This is a genomic window from Pseudomonas sp. HMSC065H01, from assembly GCF_001815235.1.
Classification (GTDB): Bacteria; Pseudomonadota; Gammaproteobacteria; order Pseudomonadales; family Pseudomonadaceae; genus Pseudomonas; species Pseudomonas aeruginosa.
In genome coordinates this window covers 109,710-126,048 of sequence record NZ_KV819908.1, presented here as the reverse complement: position 1 = coordinate 126,048, position 16,339 = coordinate 109,710, and the positions used below count along the sequence as shown (strand labels likewise).

17 protein-coding genes and 1 other RNA gene are annotated in these 16,339 nt (G+C 64.3%); 14 read left to right on the top strand and 4 right to left on the bottom strand.

What is annotated here, in order from left to right; all coding sequences use genetic code 11:
* Positions 1–164: 164 nt before the first annotated feature.
* The 5 genes from petA to HMPREF3014_RS23080 all read left to right on the top strand — a co-directional run bounded on the left by petA (position 165) and on the right by HMPREF3014_RS23080 (position 3,873).
* The gene (petA, locus tag HMPREF3014_RS23100; protein WP_003100631.1) at positions 165–758 is read left to right on the top strand and encodes a ubiquinol-cytochrome c reductase iron-sulfur subunit; all 594 of its coding nucleotides are present in this window, start codon (positions 165–167) and stop codon (positions 756–758) included.
* Positions 758–1,969, top strand: a complete 1,212-nt coding sequence (locus HMPREF3014_RS23095) for a cytochrome b (RefSeq protein WP_003094159.1) — start codon at positions 758–760, stop codon at positions 1,967–1,969. The genes petA and HMPREF3014_RS23095 overlap by 1 nt, the downstream gene beginning before the upstream one ends.
* Positions 1,969–2,751: a cytochrome c1 gene (locus tag HMPREF3014_RS23090; protein ID WP_003094157.1), complete on the top strand. Its 783-nt coding sequence runs from the start codon at positions 1,969–1,971 to the stop codon at positions 2,749–2,751. The genes HMPREF3014_RS23095 and HMPREF3014_RS23090 overlap by 1 nt, the downstream gene beginning before the upstream one ends.
* 85 nt (positions 2,752–2,836) lie before the next feature.
* On the top strand, positions 2,837–3,454 hold the full coding sequence (locus tag HMPREF3014_RS23085) for a glutathione S-transferase N-terminal domain-containing protein (RefSeq protein WP_003094155.1): 618 nt from the start codon (positions 2,837–2,839) through the stop codon (positions 3,452–3,454).
* Between the two features lie 11 nt (positions 3,455–3,465).
* Positions 3,466–3,873 carry a ClpXP protease specificity-enhancing factor gene (locus HMPREF3014_RS23080; RefSeq protein WP_003094153.1) on the top strand — a complete coding sequence of 136 codons (408 nt, stop codon included), beginning with the start codon at positions 3,466–3,468 and terminating at the stop codon, positions 3,871–3,873.
* 56 nt (positions 3,874–3,929) lie between these two features.
* On the opposite strand, the gene HMPREF3014_RS23075 is transcribed toward HMPREF3014_RS23080, so the two are convergent.
* From HMPREF3014_RS23075 to HMPREF3014_RS23060, 4 genes are read right to left on the bottom strand one after another with little or no spacing between them, the layout of a single operon-like run.
* Positions 3,930–4,508 (bottom strand): BON domain-containing protein, encoded by a 579-nt coding sequence (locus HMPREF3014_RS23075; RefSeq protein ID WP_003094151.1) that lies wholly within the window; start codon positions 4,506–4,508, stop codon positions 3,930–3,932.
* Positions 4,505–5,098: a phosphoheptose isomerase gene (locus HMPREF3014_RS23070; protein ID WP_003094149.1), complete on the bottom strand. Its 594-nt coding sequence runs from the start codon at positions 5,096–5,098 to the stop codon at positions 4,505–4,507. Before HMPREF3014_RS23070 ends, HMPREF3014_RS23075 begins: the two co-directional genes overlap by 4 nt.
* Before the next feature lie 28 nt (positions 5,099–5,126).
* Positions 5,127–5,504, bottom strand: a complete 378-nt coding sequence (locus tag HMPREF3014_RS23065; protein ID WP_003110149.1) for a YraN family protein — start codon at positions 5,502–5,504, stop codon at positions 5,127–5,129.
* Entirely contained in the window at positions 5,501–7,315 is a 1,815-nt protein-coding gene (locus HMPREF3014_RS23060) for a penicillin-binding protein activator (RefSeq protein ID WP_009875904.1), read from the bottom strand. Before HMPREF3014_RS23060 ends, HMPREF3014_RS23065 begins: the two co-directional genes overlap by 4 nt.
* 126 nt (positions 7,316–7,441) lie before the next feature.
* Between HMPREF3014_RS23060 and rsmI the strand changes: the two genes are divergently transcribed.
* From rsmI to mraY, 9 genes are all read left to right on the top strand, one after another.
* On the top strand, positions 7,442–8,290 hold the full coding sequence (gene rsmI, locus HMPREF3014_RS23055; RefSeq protein ID WP_003120901.1) for a 16S rRNA (cytidine(1402)-2'-O)-methyltransferase: 849 nt from the start codon (positions 7,442–7,444) through the stop codon (positions 8,288–8,290).
* A 40-nt stretch (positions 8,291–8,330) separates the two neighbouring features.
* Positions 8,331–8,680, top strand: an RNA gene (gene rnpB / locus HMPREF3014_RS23050) — RNase P RNA component class A.
* Positions 8,681–8,994: 314 nt separating this feature from the next.
* Positions 8,995–9,450 (top strand): division/cell wall cluster transcriptional repressor MraZ, encoded by a 456-nt coding sequence (mraZ, locus tag HMPREF3014_RS23045; protein WP_003103101.1) that lies wholly within the window; start codon positions 8,995–8,997, stop codon positions 9,448–9,450.
* Positions 9,451–9,452: 2 nt separating this feature from the next.
* On the top strand, positions 9,453–10,394 hold the full coding sequence (gene rsmH / locus HMPREF3014_RS23040; protein WP_003110151.1) for a 16S rRNA (cytosine(1402)-N(4))-methyltransferase RsmH: 942 nt from the start codon (positions 9,453–9,455) through the stop codon (positions 10,392–10,394).
* Complete coding sequence (gene ftsL, locus HMPREF3014_RS23035; protein WP_003094142.1) at positions 10,391–10,684, top strand: cell division protein FtsL; 294 nt, start codon at positions 10,391–10,393, stop codon at positions 10,682–10,684. The genes rsmH and ftsL overlap by 4 nt, the downstream gene beginning before the upstream one ends.
* Positions 10,681–12,420: a peptidoglycan D,D-transpeptidase FtsI gene (gene ftsI / locus HMPREF3014_RS23030; protein WP_003094139.1), complete on the top strand. Its 1,740-nt coding sequence runs from the start codon at positions 10,681–10,683 to the stop codon at positions 12,418–12,420. Before ftsL ends, ftsI begins: the two co-directional genes overlap by 4 nt.
* A complete protein-coding gene (locus HMPREF3014_RS23025) occupies positions 12,420–13,883 on the top strand; it encodes a UDP-N-acetylmuramoyl-L-alanyl-D-glutamate--2,6-diaminopimelate ligase (RefSeq protein WP_003094133.1) in 1,464 nt (487 codons plus the stop codon). Before ftsI ends, HMPREF3014_RS23025 begins: the two co-directional genes overlap by 1 nt.
* On the top strand, positions 13,876–15,252 hold the full coding sequence (gene murF / locus HMPREF3014_RS23020) for a UDP-N-acetylmuramoyl-tripeptide--D-alanyl-D-alanine ligase (RefSeq protein WP_010793806.1): 1,377 nt from the start codon (positions 13,876–13,878) through the stop codon (positions 15,250–15,252). Before HMPREF3014_RS23025 ends, murF begins: the two co-directional genes overlap by 8 nt.
* Positions 15,252–16,334 carry a phospho-N-acetylmuramoyl-pentapeptide-transferase gene (gene mraY, locus HMPREF3014_RS23015; RefSeq protein ID WP_003094129.1) on the top strand — a complete coding sequence of 361 codons (1,083 nt, stop codon included), beginning with the start codon at positions 15,252–15,254 and terminating at the stop codon, positions 16,332–16,334. The genes murF and mraY overlap by 1 nt, the downstream gene beginning before the upstream one ends.
* The last annotated feature ends 5 nt before the right edge of the window (positions 16,335–16,339 follow it).

Here is a 16,339-nt window from a genome sequence, read left to right as displayed (position 1 = left end):
TGGCCGAAGGGCGCGCCCTACAAGGGTTTCGGGCGTTTTGTGTCAGGCTATTACCTTGTCATCAAAGGGGGTTTTCTTTACCATTTGGCGAATTTTTTGCGCGGCTCGAATTTTTACTTAAAGGCCTGATTAGAACAGGTCTGAAGCTGATGGGAGACGACTGAATGAGTAATGACGGCGTGAATGCAGGCCGGCGTCGCTTCCTCGTCGCGGCCACCTCTGTGGTTGGCGCGGCGGGAGCGGTGGGTGCTGCGGTCCCGTTCGTAGGGTCATGGTTCCCCAGTGCCAAAGCCAAGGCTGCTGGCGCGCCGGTGCAGGTGAACGTGGGCAAGATCGATCCAGGTCAGCAGATCATCGCTGAATGGCGCGGCAAGCCTGTATTCATCGTGCACCGCACGAAGGAGATGCTGGACGCCCTGCCGAGCCTCGAAGGACAACTGGCCGACCCGGACTCCAAGGCCTCGGAGCAGCCGGAGTACGTCGATCCCAAGCTTCGCTCGATCAAGCCGGAACTGGCGGTGATCGTCGGCATCTGCACCCACCTGGGCTGCTCGCCGACCTTCCGTCCCGAAGTCGCCCCCGCCGACCTCGGTCCGGACTGGAAGGGTGGCTACTTCTGCCCTTGCCACGGCTCCCACTACGACCTCGCCGGTCGTGTCTACAAAGGCCAGCCAGCGCCGCTGAACCTGCCGATTCCGCCTTATACGTTCGATGCTGACGACGTCATCACCATCGGCGTGGACCAGGAGAAAGCCTGATGAACAAGTTCATGGCTTGGGTCGATGCGCGTTTTCCCGCGACCAAGATGTGGGAAGACCATCTGAGCAAGTACTACGCACCGAAGAACTTCAACTTCTGGTATTTCTTCGGTTCCCTGGCGCTGCTGGTGCTGGTCAACCAGATCCTCACCGGCATCTGGCTGACCATGAGCTTCACGCCGTCGGCCGAAGAGGCGTTCGCTTCCGTCGAATACATCATGCGCGATGTCGACTACGGCTGGATCATTCGCTACATGCACTCCACCGGTGCATCGGCGTTCTTCATCGTGGTCTACCTGCACATGTTCCGCGGCCTGCTCTACGGCTCCTATCAGAAGCCGCGCGAGCTGGTGTGGATCTTCGGCATGCTGATCTACCTGGCGCTGATGGCCGAGGCCTTCATGGGCTACCTGCTGCCTTGGGGTCAGATGTCCTACTGGGGCGCCCAGGTGATCATTTCCCTGTTCGGCGCGATTCCGGTGGTCGGCGAAGACCTGGCCCAGTGGATCCGCGGTGACTTCCTGATCTCCGGCATCACCCTGAACCGCTTCTTCGCCCTGCATGTGATCGCCCTGCCGATCGTCCTGCTCGGCCTGGTCGTGCTGCACATCCTGGCGCTGCACGAAGTCGGTTCGAACAACCCGGACGGCGTTGACATCAAGAAGAAGAAGGACGAGAACGGCGTACCGCTGGACGGCATCGCGTTCCATCCGTACTACACCGTGAAGGATATCGTCGGTGTGGTGGTGTTCCTGTTCATCTTCTGCACCGTGATCTTCTTCTTCCCGGAAATGGGCGGCTACTTCCTCGAGAAGCCCAACTTCGAGATGGCCAACCAGTTCAAGACCCCCGAGCACATCGCTCCGGTCTGGTACTTCACCCCGTTCTACGCGATCCTCCGCGCGGTTCCGGACAAGCTGATGGGCGTGGTGGCGATGGGTGCGGCGATCGCCGTGCTGTTCGTCCTGCCGTGGCTGGATCGCAGCCCGGTTCGCTCGATCCGCTACAAGGGCTGGCTGAGCAAGCTGTGGCTGGTGATCTTCGCGGTGTCCTTCGTGATCCTCGGCTACTACGGCGCCCAGGCTCCGAGCCCGCTGGGTACTACCCTGTCGCGCGTTTGCACCGTCCTGTATTTCGCCTTCTTCATCCTGATGCCGTTCTACACCCGGATGGAGAAGACCAAACCGGTTCCGGAAAGGGTGACTGGCTGATGAAAAAGCAATTCGCTGCACTGATTCTGGCGGTACTGCCAGTCCTGGGTTTCGCCGCTGGCGGCCATGGGCCGCAACTGGATCATGTCGATATCGACCTGACCGACAAGGCGGCCATGCAGGATGGCGCGCGTACCTTCGCCAACTACTGCATGGGCTGCCATAGCGCCAAGTTCCAGCGTTACGAGCGTGTCGCCACCGACCTGGGCATTCCTGCCGATCTGATGATGGAGAAGCTGGTGTTCACCGGCGCCAAGATCGGCGACCACATGGACATCGGCATGAAGCCGGCCGACGCCAAGACCTGGTTCGGCGCCGCTCCGCCGGATCTGACCCTGGTTGCCCGCGTACGCGGCACCGACTGGCTGTACAGCTACCTGCGCTCGTTCTACGAGGATCCCAAGCGTCCGTGGGGCGTGAACAACGTGATCTTCCCCAACGTCGGTATGCCGAACGTCCTGGCGCCCCTGCAGGGACGCCAGGTGATCGGCTGCAAGCAGGTACAGGTGGTCGAGGATGGCAAGAAGCAGTTCGATCCGTTGACCGGTACCCCGCTGACTCACGAAGCTTGTGACCAGTTGACCGTGGTGCCGAAGACCGGCGAGCTGAACGAAGCCCAGTTCGACGAGAAGGTCAAGAACCTGGTGACCTTCCTGGCCTATTCGGCCAACCCGAACAAGCTGGCCTCCGAGCGTATCGGTACCTATGTCCTGCTCTACCTGGCCTTCTTCTTCGTATTCGCCTATCTCCTCAAGCGCGAGTACTGGAAGGACGTGCACTAACCCGCACGTTGGTCTTCGAAGCGCGCGCCCTACGGGGCGCGCGCGTCTTTTCACCTCCCACAAGTCGACCTGCGAGGAGGGCTCCATGGCTTCAATCAACAAGCTGACCTGCTATTCCGACCCTGCCGATCATTACTGCCATCGCATCCGCCTGGTCCTGGCCGAGAAGAACGTGGCGGTAGAGGTGATCGATATCGAGGCGGGCCGCTGTCCGCCGATGCTGGCGGAGGTCAACCCCTACGGCAGCGTACCGACCCTGGTCGATCGCGACCTGGCGCTGTACGAGCCGACGGTGGTCATGGAATACCTCGACGAACGCTATCCGCATCCGCCGCTGCTGCCCGATTATCCGGTGAAGCGTGCCAACAGCCGCCTGTTGATCCATCGTATCCAGCGGGACTGGTGTTCCCTGGTGGACCGGATCCTGGATGCGCGCAGCAAGGAGGCCGAGCGGGTCCAGGCGCGCAAGGAGTTGCGCGAGAGCCTGACCGGGGTTTCCCCGCTGTTCGCCGACAAGGCATATTTCCTCAGCGAGGATTTCAGCCTGGTGGATTGCTGCCTGTTGCCGATCCTCTGGCGTCTGCCGTTGCTGGGCATCGAGTTGCCGCGGCAGGCCAAGCCGTTGCTCGACTACATGGAGCGCGGATTCGCCCGGGAAAGCTTCCGGGCCAGCCTGTCTTCCGTTGAACGAGATATGCGTTAAGGAACATGAAGATGAATTCCAGCCGTCCCTATCTGGTCCGCGCGCTCTATGAATGGATCGTCGACAACGATTGCACGCCACATATCCTGGTGAACGCAGAGTTCGCCGGGGTAAAGGTGCCTCCGGGTTATGCCAGCGATGGGCAGATCGTGCTCAATGTCTCGCCCTCTGCCGTGCGGCATCTGCACATGGACAACGAGGCGGTCAGCTTCGAGGGGCGTTTCGGCGGCGTGGCGCAGAGCCTGTACATTCCAGCGCTGGCGGTAATGGCCATCTACGCCCGGGAAAACGGCCAGGGCATGGTCTTCGATCTGGAGCAGCCGGGTCCGGTGGACGACGAGCCGGGCGATGACGATGGCGGACCGTCCGATGAGCCGCCGCGTCCCAGTGGCAGGCCATCCCTGAAGGTGGTCAAGTAAACGGCGAGCAATGAAAAAGGCGATCGAAGGATCGCCTTTTTTTCGTTCGCTGTTCTTCAGTTTATGTATTCGAACAGCTTGACGATCTTCTGCACCCCGTCGACGCCCTGGGCGACGCGGACAGCCTGGGCGGCTTCCTGCTGGTTGACCAGGCCCATCATGTAGACGATGCCGTTCTCGGTGACCACCTTGATCCGCGACGAGGGCACGTTGGGATCGCTGAGCATCTGGGTCTTCAGCTTGGTGGTGATCCAGGCGTCGTTGTTGCGGGCGAGCAGGGAGGAGGGCGAGGTCACCTGCAGTTCGTTATGCACGTTCTTGACCTTCTGCACCGTGCGCGCGGCCTGTTCGGCCTTGCTCTTGAGGTCGGCGCGCGGGGTCTGGCCGGCGATCAGAACGATGCCGTTGTAGCTGACCACGACGATGTGAGAGTCCTTGTCCAGGGCCGGATCGGCCTTGGCGATGTTCACCGCGGCCTTGGTCTCGATCAGCGAGTCGTCGATCTTGCTGCCGATGGTTCGGGTCCCGCGATCGTCGTCGATCGGTTTGTCCCGGGTGGCGCTGAGGAAACTGCTGCAGCCTCCCAGGGCCAGGCTCAGGGCCAGGGTGGCGGCGACGAAGGCGGTACGGCTCATTCTTCACTCCCGAACAGTTGGCGGTCGATCAGGTCGCAGAGGCAGTGGATGGCCAGCAGGTGGACTTCCTGGATGCGTGCGGTGATCTTGGAAGGAACGCGGATCTCCACGTCTTCCGGCAGCAGCAGCGAAGCCATGCCGCCACCGTCGCGGCCGGTCAGGGCGACCACCAGCATCTCGCGGTCGTGGGCCGCCTGGATGGCCTGGATCACGTTGGCCGAATTGCCGCTGGTGGAAATCGCCAGCAGGACGTCGCCCGGCTGGCCCAGGGCGCGGATCTGCTTGGAGAAGACTTCGTTGTAGCTGTAGTCGTTGGCGATCGAGGTGATGGTCGAGCTGTCGGTGGTCAGGGCCACGGCCGGCAGGCTCGGACGTTCGCGCTCGAAGCGGTTGAGCAGTTCGGAGGAGAAGTGCTGGGCATCGCCGGCCGAGCCGCCATTGCCGCAGGAGAGGATCTTGCCCTCGTTGAGCAGCGCATTGACCATCACCAGGCTGGCTTGCTCGATATAGGGAGGCAGTACTTCCAGCGCCTGCTGCTTGGTCTCGATGCTGGCCTGGAAGAGCTGGCGGATACGGTGTTGCATGTCCATCGGTAATGACCTTCGGTGGGGCGGCTGATCAGGCGTCGAATGCGTTCTGAATCCAGTCCAGTCGCGGTGGTGATTGTCCGTCGCTGGTATCGACGGTGACCACATCGAAGCGACAGGGGCGTTTGGCCCAGCGCGCCTCCTGTTGCAGAAAAAGTTCGGCGGAGAGAATCAGGCGCTGCCGCTTGCGCGCGTCGATGCTCTCCAGGGCTCCGCCCCAGGCGCGATGCCGGCGGGAGCGGACTTCGACGAATACTACTGTATCGCCGTCGAGCATGACCAGATCGAGCTCTCCGCGGCGACAGGTCCAATTCTTGCCAAGTGTGGCAAGGCCCTGTCGCCGTAGATGGGCGCAGGCCAGTTCCTCGGCCTGGCGCCCCTTGTCCCGGGAGCTTTCCCTATCGGTCAAAAGCTGCTGGTCCCCAGCGGCTGGACCTGGCCATTGCGGAACTCGGCCCATTGCAACTGGCGTTCGATACGTTGGGTCGGATTCAGGCTCAGGGTACCGGTCAGGCCGTCGATCTGCAGGCTCGGCACGGCCTTCAGTTCAGGCAGACGCGGAGCGAGGCGGTAGGCGTCGACGCCCATGGCGTAGAGGCGGCCCATGCTGCCGTTGGCCTGGGGCCATTGGGCGGCGACCTGCTGGCGGGTCGGGTCGCTGGGGTTGAGCAGCCACGGGGTCTCGCAGAAGCGGATGCCGTTGAGGTCCTGGTCCTGGGTCGGGTTGTTGGTCCCGGTGTAGAGGTGCGAAGTGGCGTAGACCGGAAGGTCGCCGGCGTACTGGAAGGCCAGGGTCGGCTTGATCTGGCGGGCCTGCTGCGGGGTGGCGGCGAGGAACACGAAGTCGATGTCCTGGCGGCGCGACGGCTGGGTGGCGATCTGGCTGCCGAGGGCGCCCTGCAGGCGCTGGGCGCGGCCTTCGCTCTGGCGCAGTTGCAGCAGGTCGGCGATCTGTTGCGCCAGTTGTACCGGCTGGTCGACATGCTCGGCGGCGATCAGGCTGCCGCCCGCGGACTGCCAGCTCTGGCTGAAGGCGGCCAACACGCGGTCGCCCCATTCGCCGCGCGGCACCAGCGCCACGGCCCGGCGCATGCCGTCGCCCCAGGCCTGGCTGGCCACCGCGCGCGCTTCGTCCTCGGCGGCGAGGCCGAACTGGAACAGCTGCGCCGGGCCTTCCTGGCTGTTGTCGCTGTAGTTGAGTGCGAGGGTGGTGATCGGCAGTTGCTCGCGGCTAGCGAGTTGCTTGACCAGCGGCTTCTCCAGGGGACCGACGACCAGTTCGACGCCATCGGCCTGGGCCTGGCGGTAGAAGTCATCTAGCGAGCGCACCTGGGTACTGTCGTAGAGCTTGATCGAAGGAGGATTCTGGCCGGCCTGCTGGGCCTGGAAGTGGGCGGCGAGGAAGCCGTCCTGCAGGGCCCGGGCGACGTTGGCCAACTGCCCCTGCTGGGGTAGCAGGAGGGCGATGCGGGTCAGCGGCTGCTGGGACAGCGACTTGAGTTTCTCCAGCGCCGCCGGCAAGTGCTTGGCCGCCGGGTGCTCGGGGTTCTGCTGTTGCCAGCTCTCGATGCTGGCCTGCTGTTGCTGCAGGGTCGGCGAGGTCTTGGTGATGCGTGCCAGGGTCAGCCAGCCGCTGAGGTCGCCTTCGTTGGCGCTCGGTTGCAACTGGTCGACCGGCAGGCTGCTGACCAGGGTCCAGATCTTTTCCTGGTTCTCGATCACCGCCGGGCCCTCGAGCAGCGGTGCGAAGTAGATGCGCTCCTTGGCTGCGGCAAGGACCTGGCCGTCGGCGGCGAGGGCCTGGGCCTTGGCGCGCTGGGTACGAACCTGCTGGGTCACCGGCAGTTCGCTGAGATGCTGCATGCTCGGATGCTGCAATGCCTGCAGGGCGGCCTTGGGCTTGCTGCGGGCGAGGGCCAGTTCGGCGTTCAGGGTGCTGGCGAAGACCTGCTGGGCCGGCTTCAGGCTTTCCAGCGGAATCTGTCCCAGGATGGCGGTGGACCTGGCGAGGTCCTTCTGCTGGTAGGCAAGGTCCGCTGCCGAGAGGCGCAGCAGCGCCGCTTCCTCGGGCTTGCTCTGGCTGGCCTGTTGCAACAACTGCTCGATGCTGGCATTCGGCGTACGGGGAAGTTCGCCCAGTCCGGAATTGGACGAGGTCGCGCAGGCGGTCAGCAGACCGGCCAGGATCAGAGCAGAAAGCGGACGCAGGCAAGCGATCATATAGGGCTTCTCATGGCGCATTCACGAAGAGTCGCCGATTGTACCGGAGGCCCGCCTCGGGTGCGATGGCGGCACCCTGAATCGCGATACAATGCCGCCTTTTCAGATAGCTCCCGAGGTATTTTCGTGTCAGCAGGCACTCTGTTCGTAGTGGCGACCCCGATCGGCAATCTCGACGACATCAGCCCGCGCGCCCTGCGGGTGCTGCGGGAGGTGGCCCTGGTGGCTGCGGAGGATACCCGCCATTCGATCCGGCTGTTCCAGCACTTCGGCATCGAGACGCCATTGGCGGCCTGCCACGAGCACAACGAGCGCGAGGAGGGCGGGCGCTTCATCTCCCGGCTGCAGGGTGGGGAGGACGTCGCGCTGATCTCGGACGCCGGTACCCCGCTGATTTCCGATCCCGGCTTCCACCTGGTGCGCCAGGCACAGGCGCTGGGTATCCGGGTGGTCCCGGTGCCGGGCTCCTGCGCGCTGATCGCGGCGCTGTCGGCGGCGGGATTGCCGTCGGACCGGTTCATCTTCGAAGGTTTCCTGCCCGCCAAGGCTGCGGGACGACGCAGCCGCCTCCAGGCGGTACAGGAAGAGCCGCGCACGCTGATTTTCTACGAGGCGCCCCATCGTCTGCTGGAAAGCCTGGCGGACATGCGCGACGTGTTCGGCGGGGAGCGCCGTGCGGTGCTGGCGCGGGAGCTGAGCAAGACCTTCGAGACCATTCGCAGCCTGCCGTTGGCCGAACTGCACGATTGGGTCGCGTCGGACAGCAACCAGCAGCGCGGCGAGTGCGTTGTGCTGGTGGCGGGGTGGCAGGCGCCGGAAGGCGAGGAGTCGATCGGTGCGGAGGCGCTCAGGGTGCTCGACCTGCTGCTTGCCGAGCTGCCGTTGAAGAAAGCCGCGGCGCTGGCGGCGGAAATTACCGGGGTGCGAAAAAACCTTTTGTATCAACAGGCTTTGCAACGCCAAGGGAAGAGTTGAGCTTGTTCTTCGCGCCTGCTCCCGCTAACCTTGTCGGCGGAGAGTCGATTGGACAGTCGCTGTCGCGCAATAGCGCGGTGGAGGAAAGTCCGGGCTCCATAGGGCAGAGTGCCAGGTAACGCCTGGGAGGCGCGAGCCTACGGAAAGTGCCACAGAAAATAACCGCCTAAGCGCAACAGCGCCGGTAAGGGTGAAAAGGTGCGGTAAGAGCGCACCGCACGGCTGGCAACAGTGCGTGGCTAGGTAAACCCCACTCGGAGCAAGACCAAATAGGAATCCATTGGCGCGGCCCGCGTTGGATTCGGGTAGGTCGCTTGAGGCGTACAGTGATGTGCGTCCCAGAGGAATGGCTGTCCTCGACAGAACCCGGCTTATAGATCGACTCTCCCACTTCTTCCCACTCTCTTCGCTTTTTCCCGGTTTTATCCGTCCGTCGCAAAAGCGAAAAGCCGCAACTCTTGATAAATCACTTTAAGTTCGAAGGCTAAGACTTTGGACTTATTGTGTTTTGTCATCTCTTTTACTTCTAAAAGCGCTCCGCAACCTTCCAAAAGCACGCTAAATCTCCGTCCTGTAAGGATTTTTCACTTCTGACGCGCCTTGACGGTGGGGAGTGTGGATTTCTATAGTGTGCAGAAGTGGTATGAAGTGGGTAAAAGTGGGATCAATTGGCATGGAAAGCCAACCACAGGGGAAGCGCTGACGTGTTTCGCGGAGCTAATGCCATAAGTCTCGACGCCAAAGGGCGCCTCGCGATGCCGAGTCGGTATCGTGACGAGCTCGTTTCGCGTTGTGCCGGCCAGCTCATCGTCACTATCGACGCAGTCGACCCCTGCCTCACCGTTTACCCCTTGCCCGAATGGGAACTGATCGAAGCCAAGCTGCGCGAGCTGCCTTCTTTGCGAGAAGAAACGCGGCGCCTGCAGCGGCTGCTGATCGGTAATGCCGTCGATCTGGAACTGGACGGAAACGGGCGTTTCCTGATTCCGCCGCGCCTGCGCGAGTACGCCAAGCTGGACAAGCGGGCGATGCTGGTGGGGCAACTGAACAAGTTTCAGTTGTGGGATGAGGATGCCTGGAACGCCATGGCTGAAGCCGACCTGGCGGCAATCAAACAACCCGGTGGGCTGCCGGACGAACTACGCGACCTGATCCTTTGACTATGAATGCCACCTACCGCCATATCACCGTTCTGCTCGAGGAGGCCGTTTCCGCACTGGCCCCGCGGGAGGACGGCTGCTATCTGGACGGTACCTTCGGAAGAGGGGGCCATAGTCGAGCCTTGCTCGAGAAACTGGGCGCCGGGGGACGCCTGCTCGGATTCGACAAAGATCCCCAGGCCATCCAGACAGGAAAAGCATTGGCGGCCGAAGACGGCCGCTTCGTCATTGTGCAGCGCTCGTTCGCCGAACTGGGCGATGAGGTGCGCGCACGCGGTCTCGAAGGGCGGGTCGATGGCGTCCTGCTCGACCTTGGCGTGTCGTCGCCGCAACTCGACGATCCCGAGCGCGGCTTCAGCTTCCTCAACGATGGTCCGCTGGACATGCGCATGAATCCCGGCCAGGGCATCAGCGCAGCGGAGTTCATCGCCAACGCCACCGAAGAGGAAATCGCCCGGGTCTTCAAGGAATATGGCGAAGAACGCTTCGCCAAGCGGATGGCCCGCGCCATCGTGCAGCGCCGTCAGGAGCGGCCGTTCGAACGAACTGCCGATCTCGCCGAAGTGATCACGGTTGCCAACCCCGCCTGGGAGAAGGGCAAGAATCCGGCGACCCGCGCATTCCAGGGCCTGCGCATCCATGTGAACAATGAGCTGGGCGATCTCGAGCGTGGCCTTGACGCCGCGCTCGAATCGCTGGCCGTCGGCGGCCGGCTGGTGGTGATCAGTTTCCATTCCCTGGAAGACCGCATCGTCAAGCTGTTCATGCGCAAGCACGCCAAGGGCGAGGCGGACAACCTGCCGCGCGACCTGCCGATCCGTTCCAAGGTCTTCGAGCCGCGCCTGAAGCTGCTGGGCAAGCCGCAGTACGCTTCGGAAGAAGAACTCAAGGCCAACCCGCGCTCGCGCAGCGCGGTCATGCGCGTGGCGGAGAAGCTGAGATGAGCCGTCTCTTCGTCAAGCGCCTGCCTACCGGCAGCTTCCTCATGTTGCTGCTTTATATAGGTCTGCTGCTCTCGGCGATTGCCGTGGCCTACAGCACCTACTGGAACCGGCAACTGCTCAACTCGCTGTATTCCGAGCTGAGCGTGCGCGACAAGGCGCAGGCCGAGTGGGGCCGGTTGATTCTCGAGCAGAGCACCTGGACCGCCCATAGCCGCATCGAAAGCCTGGCGGTGGAACAGTTGCGCATGCGCGTTCCCGACCCGGCCGAGGTCAGGATGGTGGCGCCATGAAACTGAATTATTTCCAGGGCGCCCTCTACCCATGGCGGTTCTGCGTGATCGTCGGCCTGCTGCTGGCGATGGTCGGCGCCATCGTCTGGCGAATCGTCGACCTGCACGTGATCGACCATGACTTCCTCAAGGGCCAGGGCGACGCGCGTAGCGTGCGGCATATCGCCATCCCTGCGCACCGGGGCCTGATCACTGACCGCAACGGCGAACCGCTGGCGGTGAGCACCCCGGTCACCACCCTGTGGGCCAACCCCAAGGAGCTGATGACCGCCAAGGAACGCTGGCCGCAACTGGCGGCGGCGCTCGGGCAGGATACCAAGCTGTTCGCCGACCGCATCGAGCAGAACGCCGAGCGCGAGTTCATCTATCTGGTCCGTGGGCTGACCCCGGAGCAGGGCGAAGGCGTGATCGCCCTGAAGGTGCCCGGCGTGTACTCCATCGAGGAGTTTCGGCGTTTCTACCCGGCTGGCGAAGTGGTGGCCCATGCGGTCGGCTTTACCGATGTCGACGACCGCGGTCGCGAAGGTATCGAGCTGGCTTTCGACGAATGGCTGGCCGGCGTGCCGGGCAAGCGCCAGGTGCTCAAGGATCGCCGTGGCCGCGTGATCAAGGACGTGCAGGTCACCAAGAATGCCAAACCGGGCAAGACCCTTGCGCTGTCCATCGACCTGCGCCTGCAGTACCTGGCTCATCGCGAACTGCGCAACGCTCTGCTGGAAAACGGCGCCAAGGCCGGCAGCTTGGTGATCATGGACGTGAAGACCGGGGAGATCCTGGCCATGACCAACCAGCCCACCTACAACCCGAACAATCGTCGTAACCTGCAGCCGGCGGCCATGCGCAACCGGGCGATGATCGACGTGTTCGAGCCGGGCTCGACGGTCAAGCCGTTCTCGATGAGCGCGGCGCTGGCCAGCGGGCGCTGGAAACCCAGCGATATCGTCGACGTCTACCCGGGCACCCTGCAGATCGGCCGCTACACCATTCGCGACGTATCGCGCAATTCGCGGCAACTCGATCTCACCGGCATCCTGATCAAGTCGAGCAACGTCGGCATCAGCAAGATCGCCTTCGACATCGGCGCCGAATCCATCTACTCGGTCATGCAACAGGTCGGTCTCGGGCAGGACACGGGGTTGGGCTTCCCCGGCGAGCGCGTCGGCAACCTGCCCAACCACCGCAAGTGGCCGAAGGCGGAAACCGCGACCCTGGCCTACGGCTACGGTCTCTCGGTAACCGCGATCCAGTTGGCGCATGCCTATGCGGCCCTGGCCAACGACGGCAAGAGCGTGCCGCTGAGCATGACCCGAGTCGACCGCGTGCCGGATGGTGTGCAGGTGATCTCGCCTGAAGTGGCTTCCACCGTGCAGGGCATGCTGCAACAAGTGGTCGAGGCCCAGGGCGGGGTGTTCCGCGCCCAGGTGCCGGGTTACCACGCCGCCGGCAAGAGCGGGACCGCGCGCAAGGTCTCGGTCGGCACCAAGGGCTACCGGGAAAACGCCTATCGCTCGCTGTTCGCCGGTTTCGCCCCGGCCACCGATCCGCGCATCGCGATGGTCGTGGTGATCGACGAGCCGAGCAAGGCGGGCTACTTCGGCGGCCTGGTGTCGGCGCCGGTGTTCAGTAAGGTCATGGCTGGCGCGCTGCGCCTGATGAACGTGCCGCCGGATAACCTGCCGACGGCCACCGAACAGCAGCAGGTCAATGCTGCGCCCGCAAAAGGAGGGCGTGGCTGATGCCTATGAGCCTGAACCAACTGTTTCCCCAGGCCGAGCGCGATCTGCTGATCCGCGAGCTGACCCTGGATAGCCGCGGCGTTCGTCCGGGCGACCTGTTCCTGGCGGTGCCGGGCGGGCGCCAGGATGGTCGTGCGCACATCGCCGATGCCCTGGCCAAGGGCGCGGCTGCCGTGGCTTACGAGGCGGAAGGCGCCGGAGAGTTGCCGCCCAGCGATGCGCCGCTGATCGCGGTGAAGGGGCTGGCCGCGCAACTGTCGGCGGTCGCCGGGCGTTTCTACGGCGAGCCGAGCCGCGGGCTGGACCTGATCGGCGTCACCGGCACCAACGGCAAGACCAGCGTCAGCCAACTGGTGGCCCAGGCCCTGGATCTGCTCGGCGAGCGCTGCGGCATCGTCGGCACCCTCGGCACCGGTTTCTACGGCGCCCTGGAGAGCGGCCGGCACACCACGCCGGACCCGCTCGCGGTGCAGGCCACGCTGGCCACGCTGAAGCAGGCCGGCGCCCGCGCGGTAGCGATGGAAGTGTCTTCCCACGGCCTCGACCAGGGCCGCGTGGCGGCGCTCGGTTTCGATATCGCGGTGTTCACCAATCTGTCCCGCGACCACCTCGACTATCACGGTTCGATGGAAGCCTATGCCGCCGCCAAGGCCAAGCTGTTCGCCTGGCCGGGCCTGCGCTGCCGGGTGATCAACCTGGACGACGATTTCGGCCGTCGACTGGCCGGCGAGGAGCAGGACTCGGAGCTGATCACCTACAGCCTCACCGACAGCTCGGCGTTCCTCTATTGCCGCGAAGCGCGCTTCGGCGACGCCGGCATCGAGGCGGCGCTGGTCACTCCGCACGGCGAGGGCCTGCTGCGCAGCCCGTTGCTCGGCCGCTTCAACCTGAGCAACCTGCTGGCGGCGGTCGGTGCGTTGCTTGGCCTGGGTTATCCCCTGGGCGATATCCTCCGCACCTTGCCGCAACTGCAGGGGCCGGTCGGCCGCATGCAGCGCCTGGGAGGCGGCGACAAGCCGCTGGTGGTGGTGGACTACGCGCATACTCCCGACGCCCTGGAAAAAGTCCTGGAGGCCCTGCGTCCGCACGCGGCCGCGCGCCTGCTGTGCCTGTTCGGCTGCGGTGGCGATCGCGATGCCGGCAAGCGTCCGCTGATGGCTGCGATCGCCGAACGCCTGGCGGATGGGGTGCTGGTCACCGACGACAACCCGCGCACCGAGGCCAGTGCGGCGATCATCGCCGATATCCGCAAAGGCTTCGCTGCCGCTGACAAGGTTACCTTCCTGCCGTCGCGCGGTGAGGCGATCGCCCATCTGATCGCTTCCGCTGCGGTGGATGACGTGGTGCTCCTGGCTGGCAAGGGTCACGAGGATTATCAGGAGATCGACGGCGTACGCCATCCGTTCTCCGACATCGAGCAGGCCGAGCGCGCCCTGGCCGCCTGGGAGGTGCCGCATGCTTGAGCCTCTTCGCCTCAGCCAGTTGACGGTCGCGCTGGACGCCCGCCTGATCGGCGAGGACGCCGTCTTTTCGGCGGTTTCCACCGACAGTCGCGCCATCGGGCCCGGCCAACTGTTCATTGCCCTGAGTGGGCCGCGTTTCGACGGCCACGACTATCTCGCCGAGGTTGCCGCCAAGGGCGCGGTGGCTGTGCTGGTGGAGCGCGAAGTCGCCGACGCGCCCCTGCCGCAATTGCTGGTGCGCGATACCCGTGCGGCCCTGGGGCGACTGGGCGCGCTGAACCGGCGCAAGTTCACCGGCCCGCTGGCGGCCATGACGGGCTCCAGCGGCAAGACCACGGTCAAGGAGATGCTCGCCAGCATCCTGCGTACCCAGGCCGGCGATGCCGAGTCGGTGCTGGCTACCCGTGGCAATCTGAACAACGACCTCGGCGTACCGCTGACCCTGCTGCAACTGGCGCCGCAGCACCGTAGCGCAGTGATCGAACTGGGCGCCTCGCGCATCGGCGAGATCGCCTACACGGTTGAGCTGACCCGCCCGCACGTGGCGATCATCACCAATGCCGGAACCGCCCATGTCGGCGAGTTCGGCGGACCGGAGAAGATCGTCGAGGCGAAGGGCGAGATACTCGAAGGGCTGGCCGCCGACGGCACCGCCGTGCTGAACCTGGACGACAAGGCCTTCGACACCTGGAAGGCCCGTGCCAGCGGCCGTCCGTTGCTGACTTTCTCCCTCGACCGGCCCCAGGCCGATTTCCGCGCCGCCGATCTGCAGCGCGATGCGCGTGGCTGCATGGGCTTCAGGCTGCAGGGCGTAGCGGGTGAAGCGCAGGTCCAGCTCAACCTGCTGGGGCGGCACAATGTCGCCAATGCCCTGGCTGCCGCCGCTGCCGCCCATGCACTGGGCGTGCCGCTGGATGGGATCGTCGCCGGGCTGCAGGCGCTGCAGCCGGTCAAGGGCCGCGCGGTAGCGCAACTGACCGCCAGCGGGCTGCGTGTGATAGACGACAGCTACAACGCCAACCCCGCGTCAATGCTGGCGGCGATTGATATACTGAGCGGCTTTTCCGGGCGCACCGTCCTGGTCCTCGGAGACATGGGCGAACTCGGTTCCTGGGCCGAGCAGGCCCACCGCGAGGTGGGCGCCTACGCCGCTGGCAAGGTGTCCGCGCTCTATGCGGTCGGACCGCTGATGGCCCACGCCGTACAGGCGTTCGGCGCCACGGGCCGGCACTTCGCCGACCAGGCCAGCCTGATTGGGGCGCTGGCCACCGAACAACCGACAACCACCATTTTGATCAAGGGTTCCCGCAGTGCGGCGATGGACAAAGTCGTCGCGGCGCTGTGCGGTTCCTCCGAGGAGAGTCACTAATGCTCCTGCTGCTGGCCGAATACCTGCAACAGTTCTACAAGGGCTTCGGCGTCTTCCAGTACCTGACCCTGCGCGGCATTCTCAGCGTGCTCACCGCGCTGTCGCTGTCGCTGTGGCTGGGGCCCTGGATGATCCGTACCTTGCAGATCCGCCAGATCGGCCAGGCCGTGCGCAACGACGGTCCGCAGTCGCACCTGTCGAAGAAGGGCACCCCGACCATGGGCGGCGCCCTGATCCTTACCGCCATAGCCATCAGCACGCTGCTGTGGGCGGATCTTTCCAACCGCTACGTGTGGGTAGTGCTGGTCGTTACCCTGCTGTTCGGTGCCATCGGCTGGGTGGACGACTACCGCAAGGTGATCGAGAAGAACTCCCGTGGCCTGCCGAGCCGCTGGAAGTACTTCTGGCAGTCGGTGTTCGGCATCGGCGCCGCCGTGTTCCTCTACATGACTGCCGAAACCCCGATCGAGACCACCCTGATCGTGCCGATGCTGAAGAGCGTCGAGATCCAGTTGGGCATCTTCTTCGTGGTCCTGACCTACTTCGTCATCGTCGGTTCGAGCAATGCAGTGAACCTCACCGACGGTCTCGACGGCCTGGCGATCATGCCGACGGTAATGGTTGCCGGCGCGCTGGGCATCTTCTGCTACCTGTCGGGCAACGTGAAGTTCGCCGAGTACCTGTTGATTCCCAACGTACCGGGCGCCGGCGAGCTGATCGTGTTCTGCGCCGCGCTGGTCGGCGCCGGCCTCGGCTTCCTCTGGTTCAACACCTATCCGGCGCAGGTCTTCATGGGCGACGTCGGCGCGTTGGCGCTGGGCGCCGCGCTGGGCACCATCGCGGTGATCGTGCGCCAGGAAATCGTGCTGTTCATCATGGGTGGGGTGTTCGTCATGGAAACCCTCTCGGTGATGATCCAGGTCGCTTCCTTCAAGCTGACCGGACGCCGCGTCTTCCGCATGGCGCCGATCCATCACCATTTCGAACTGAAAGGCTGGCCGGAGCCGCGCGTGATCGTGCGCTTCTGGATCATCACCGTGATCCTGGTGCTGATCGGCCTCGCCACCTTGAAGCTGCGTTGAGGACG

Coding starts and splice junctions, on each gene's coding strand:
- petA (WP_003100631.1), top strand. CDS start 165: ATGAGTAATGACGGCGTGAATGCAGGCCGGCGTCGCTTCCTCGTCGCG.
- HMPREF3014_RS23095 (WP_003094159.1), top strand. CDS start 758: ATGAACAAGTTCATGGCTTGGGTCGATGCGCGTTTTCCCGCGACCAAG.
- HMPREF3014_RS23090 (WP_003094157.1), top strand. CDS start 1,969: ATGAAAAAGCAATTCGCTGCACTGATTCTGGCGGTACTGCCAGTCCTG.
- HMPREF3014_RS23085 (WP_003094155.1), top strand. CDS start 2,837: ATGGCTTCAATCAACAAGCTGACCTGCTATTCCGACCCTGCCGATCAT.
- HMPREF3014_RS23080 (WP_003094153.1), top strand. CDS start 3,466: ATGAATTCCAGCCGTCCCTATCTGGTCCGCGCGCTCTATGAATGGATC.
- HMPREF3014_RS23075 (WP_003094151.1), bottom strand. CDS start 4,508: ATGAGCCGTACCGCCTTCGTCGCCGCCACCCTGGCCCTGAGCCTGGCC.
- HMPREF3014_RS23070 (WP_003094149.1), bottom strand. CDS start 5,098: ATGGACATGCAACACCGTATCCGCCAGCTCTTCCAGGCCAGCATCGAG.
- HMPREF3014_RS23060 (WP_009875904.1), bottom strand. CDS start 7,315: ATGATCGCTTGCCTGCGTCCGCTTTCTGCTCTGATCCTGGCCGGTCTG.
- rsmH (WP_003110151.1), top strand. CDS start 9,453: ATGAATGCCACCTACCGCCATATCACCGTTCTGCTCGAGGAGGCCGTT.
- ftsL (WP_003094142.1), top strand. CDS start 10,391: ATGAGCCGTCTCTTCGTCAAGCGCCTGCCTACCGGCAGCTTCCTCATG.
- ftsI (WP_003094139.1), top strand. CDS start 10,681: ATGAAACTGAATTATTTCCAGGGCGCCCTCTACCCATGGCGGTTCTGC.
- HMPREF3014_RS23025 (WP_003094133.1), top strand. CDS start 12,420: ATGCCTATGAGCCTGAACCAACTGTTTCCCCAGGCCGAGCGCGATCTG.
- murF (WP_010793806.1), top strand. CDS start 13,876: ATGCTTGAGCCTCTTCGCCTCAGCCAGTTGACGGTCGCGCTGGACGCC.
- mraY (WP_003094129.1), top strand. CDS start 15,252: ATGCTCCTGCTGCTGGCCGAATACCTGCAACAGTTCTACAAGGGCTTC.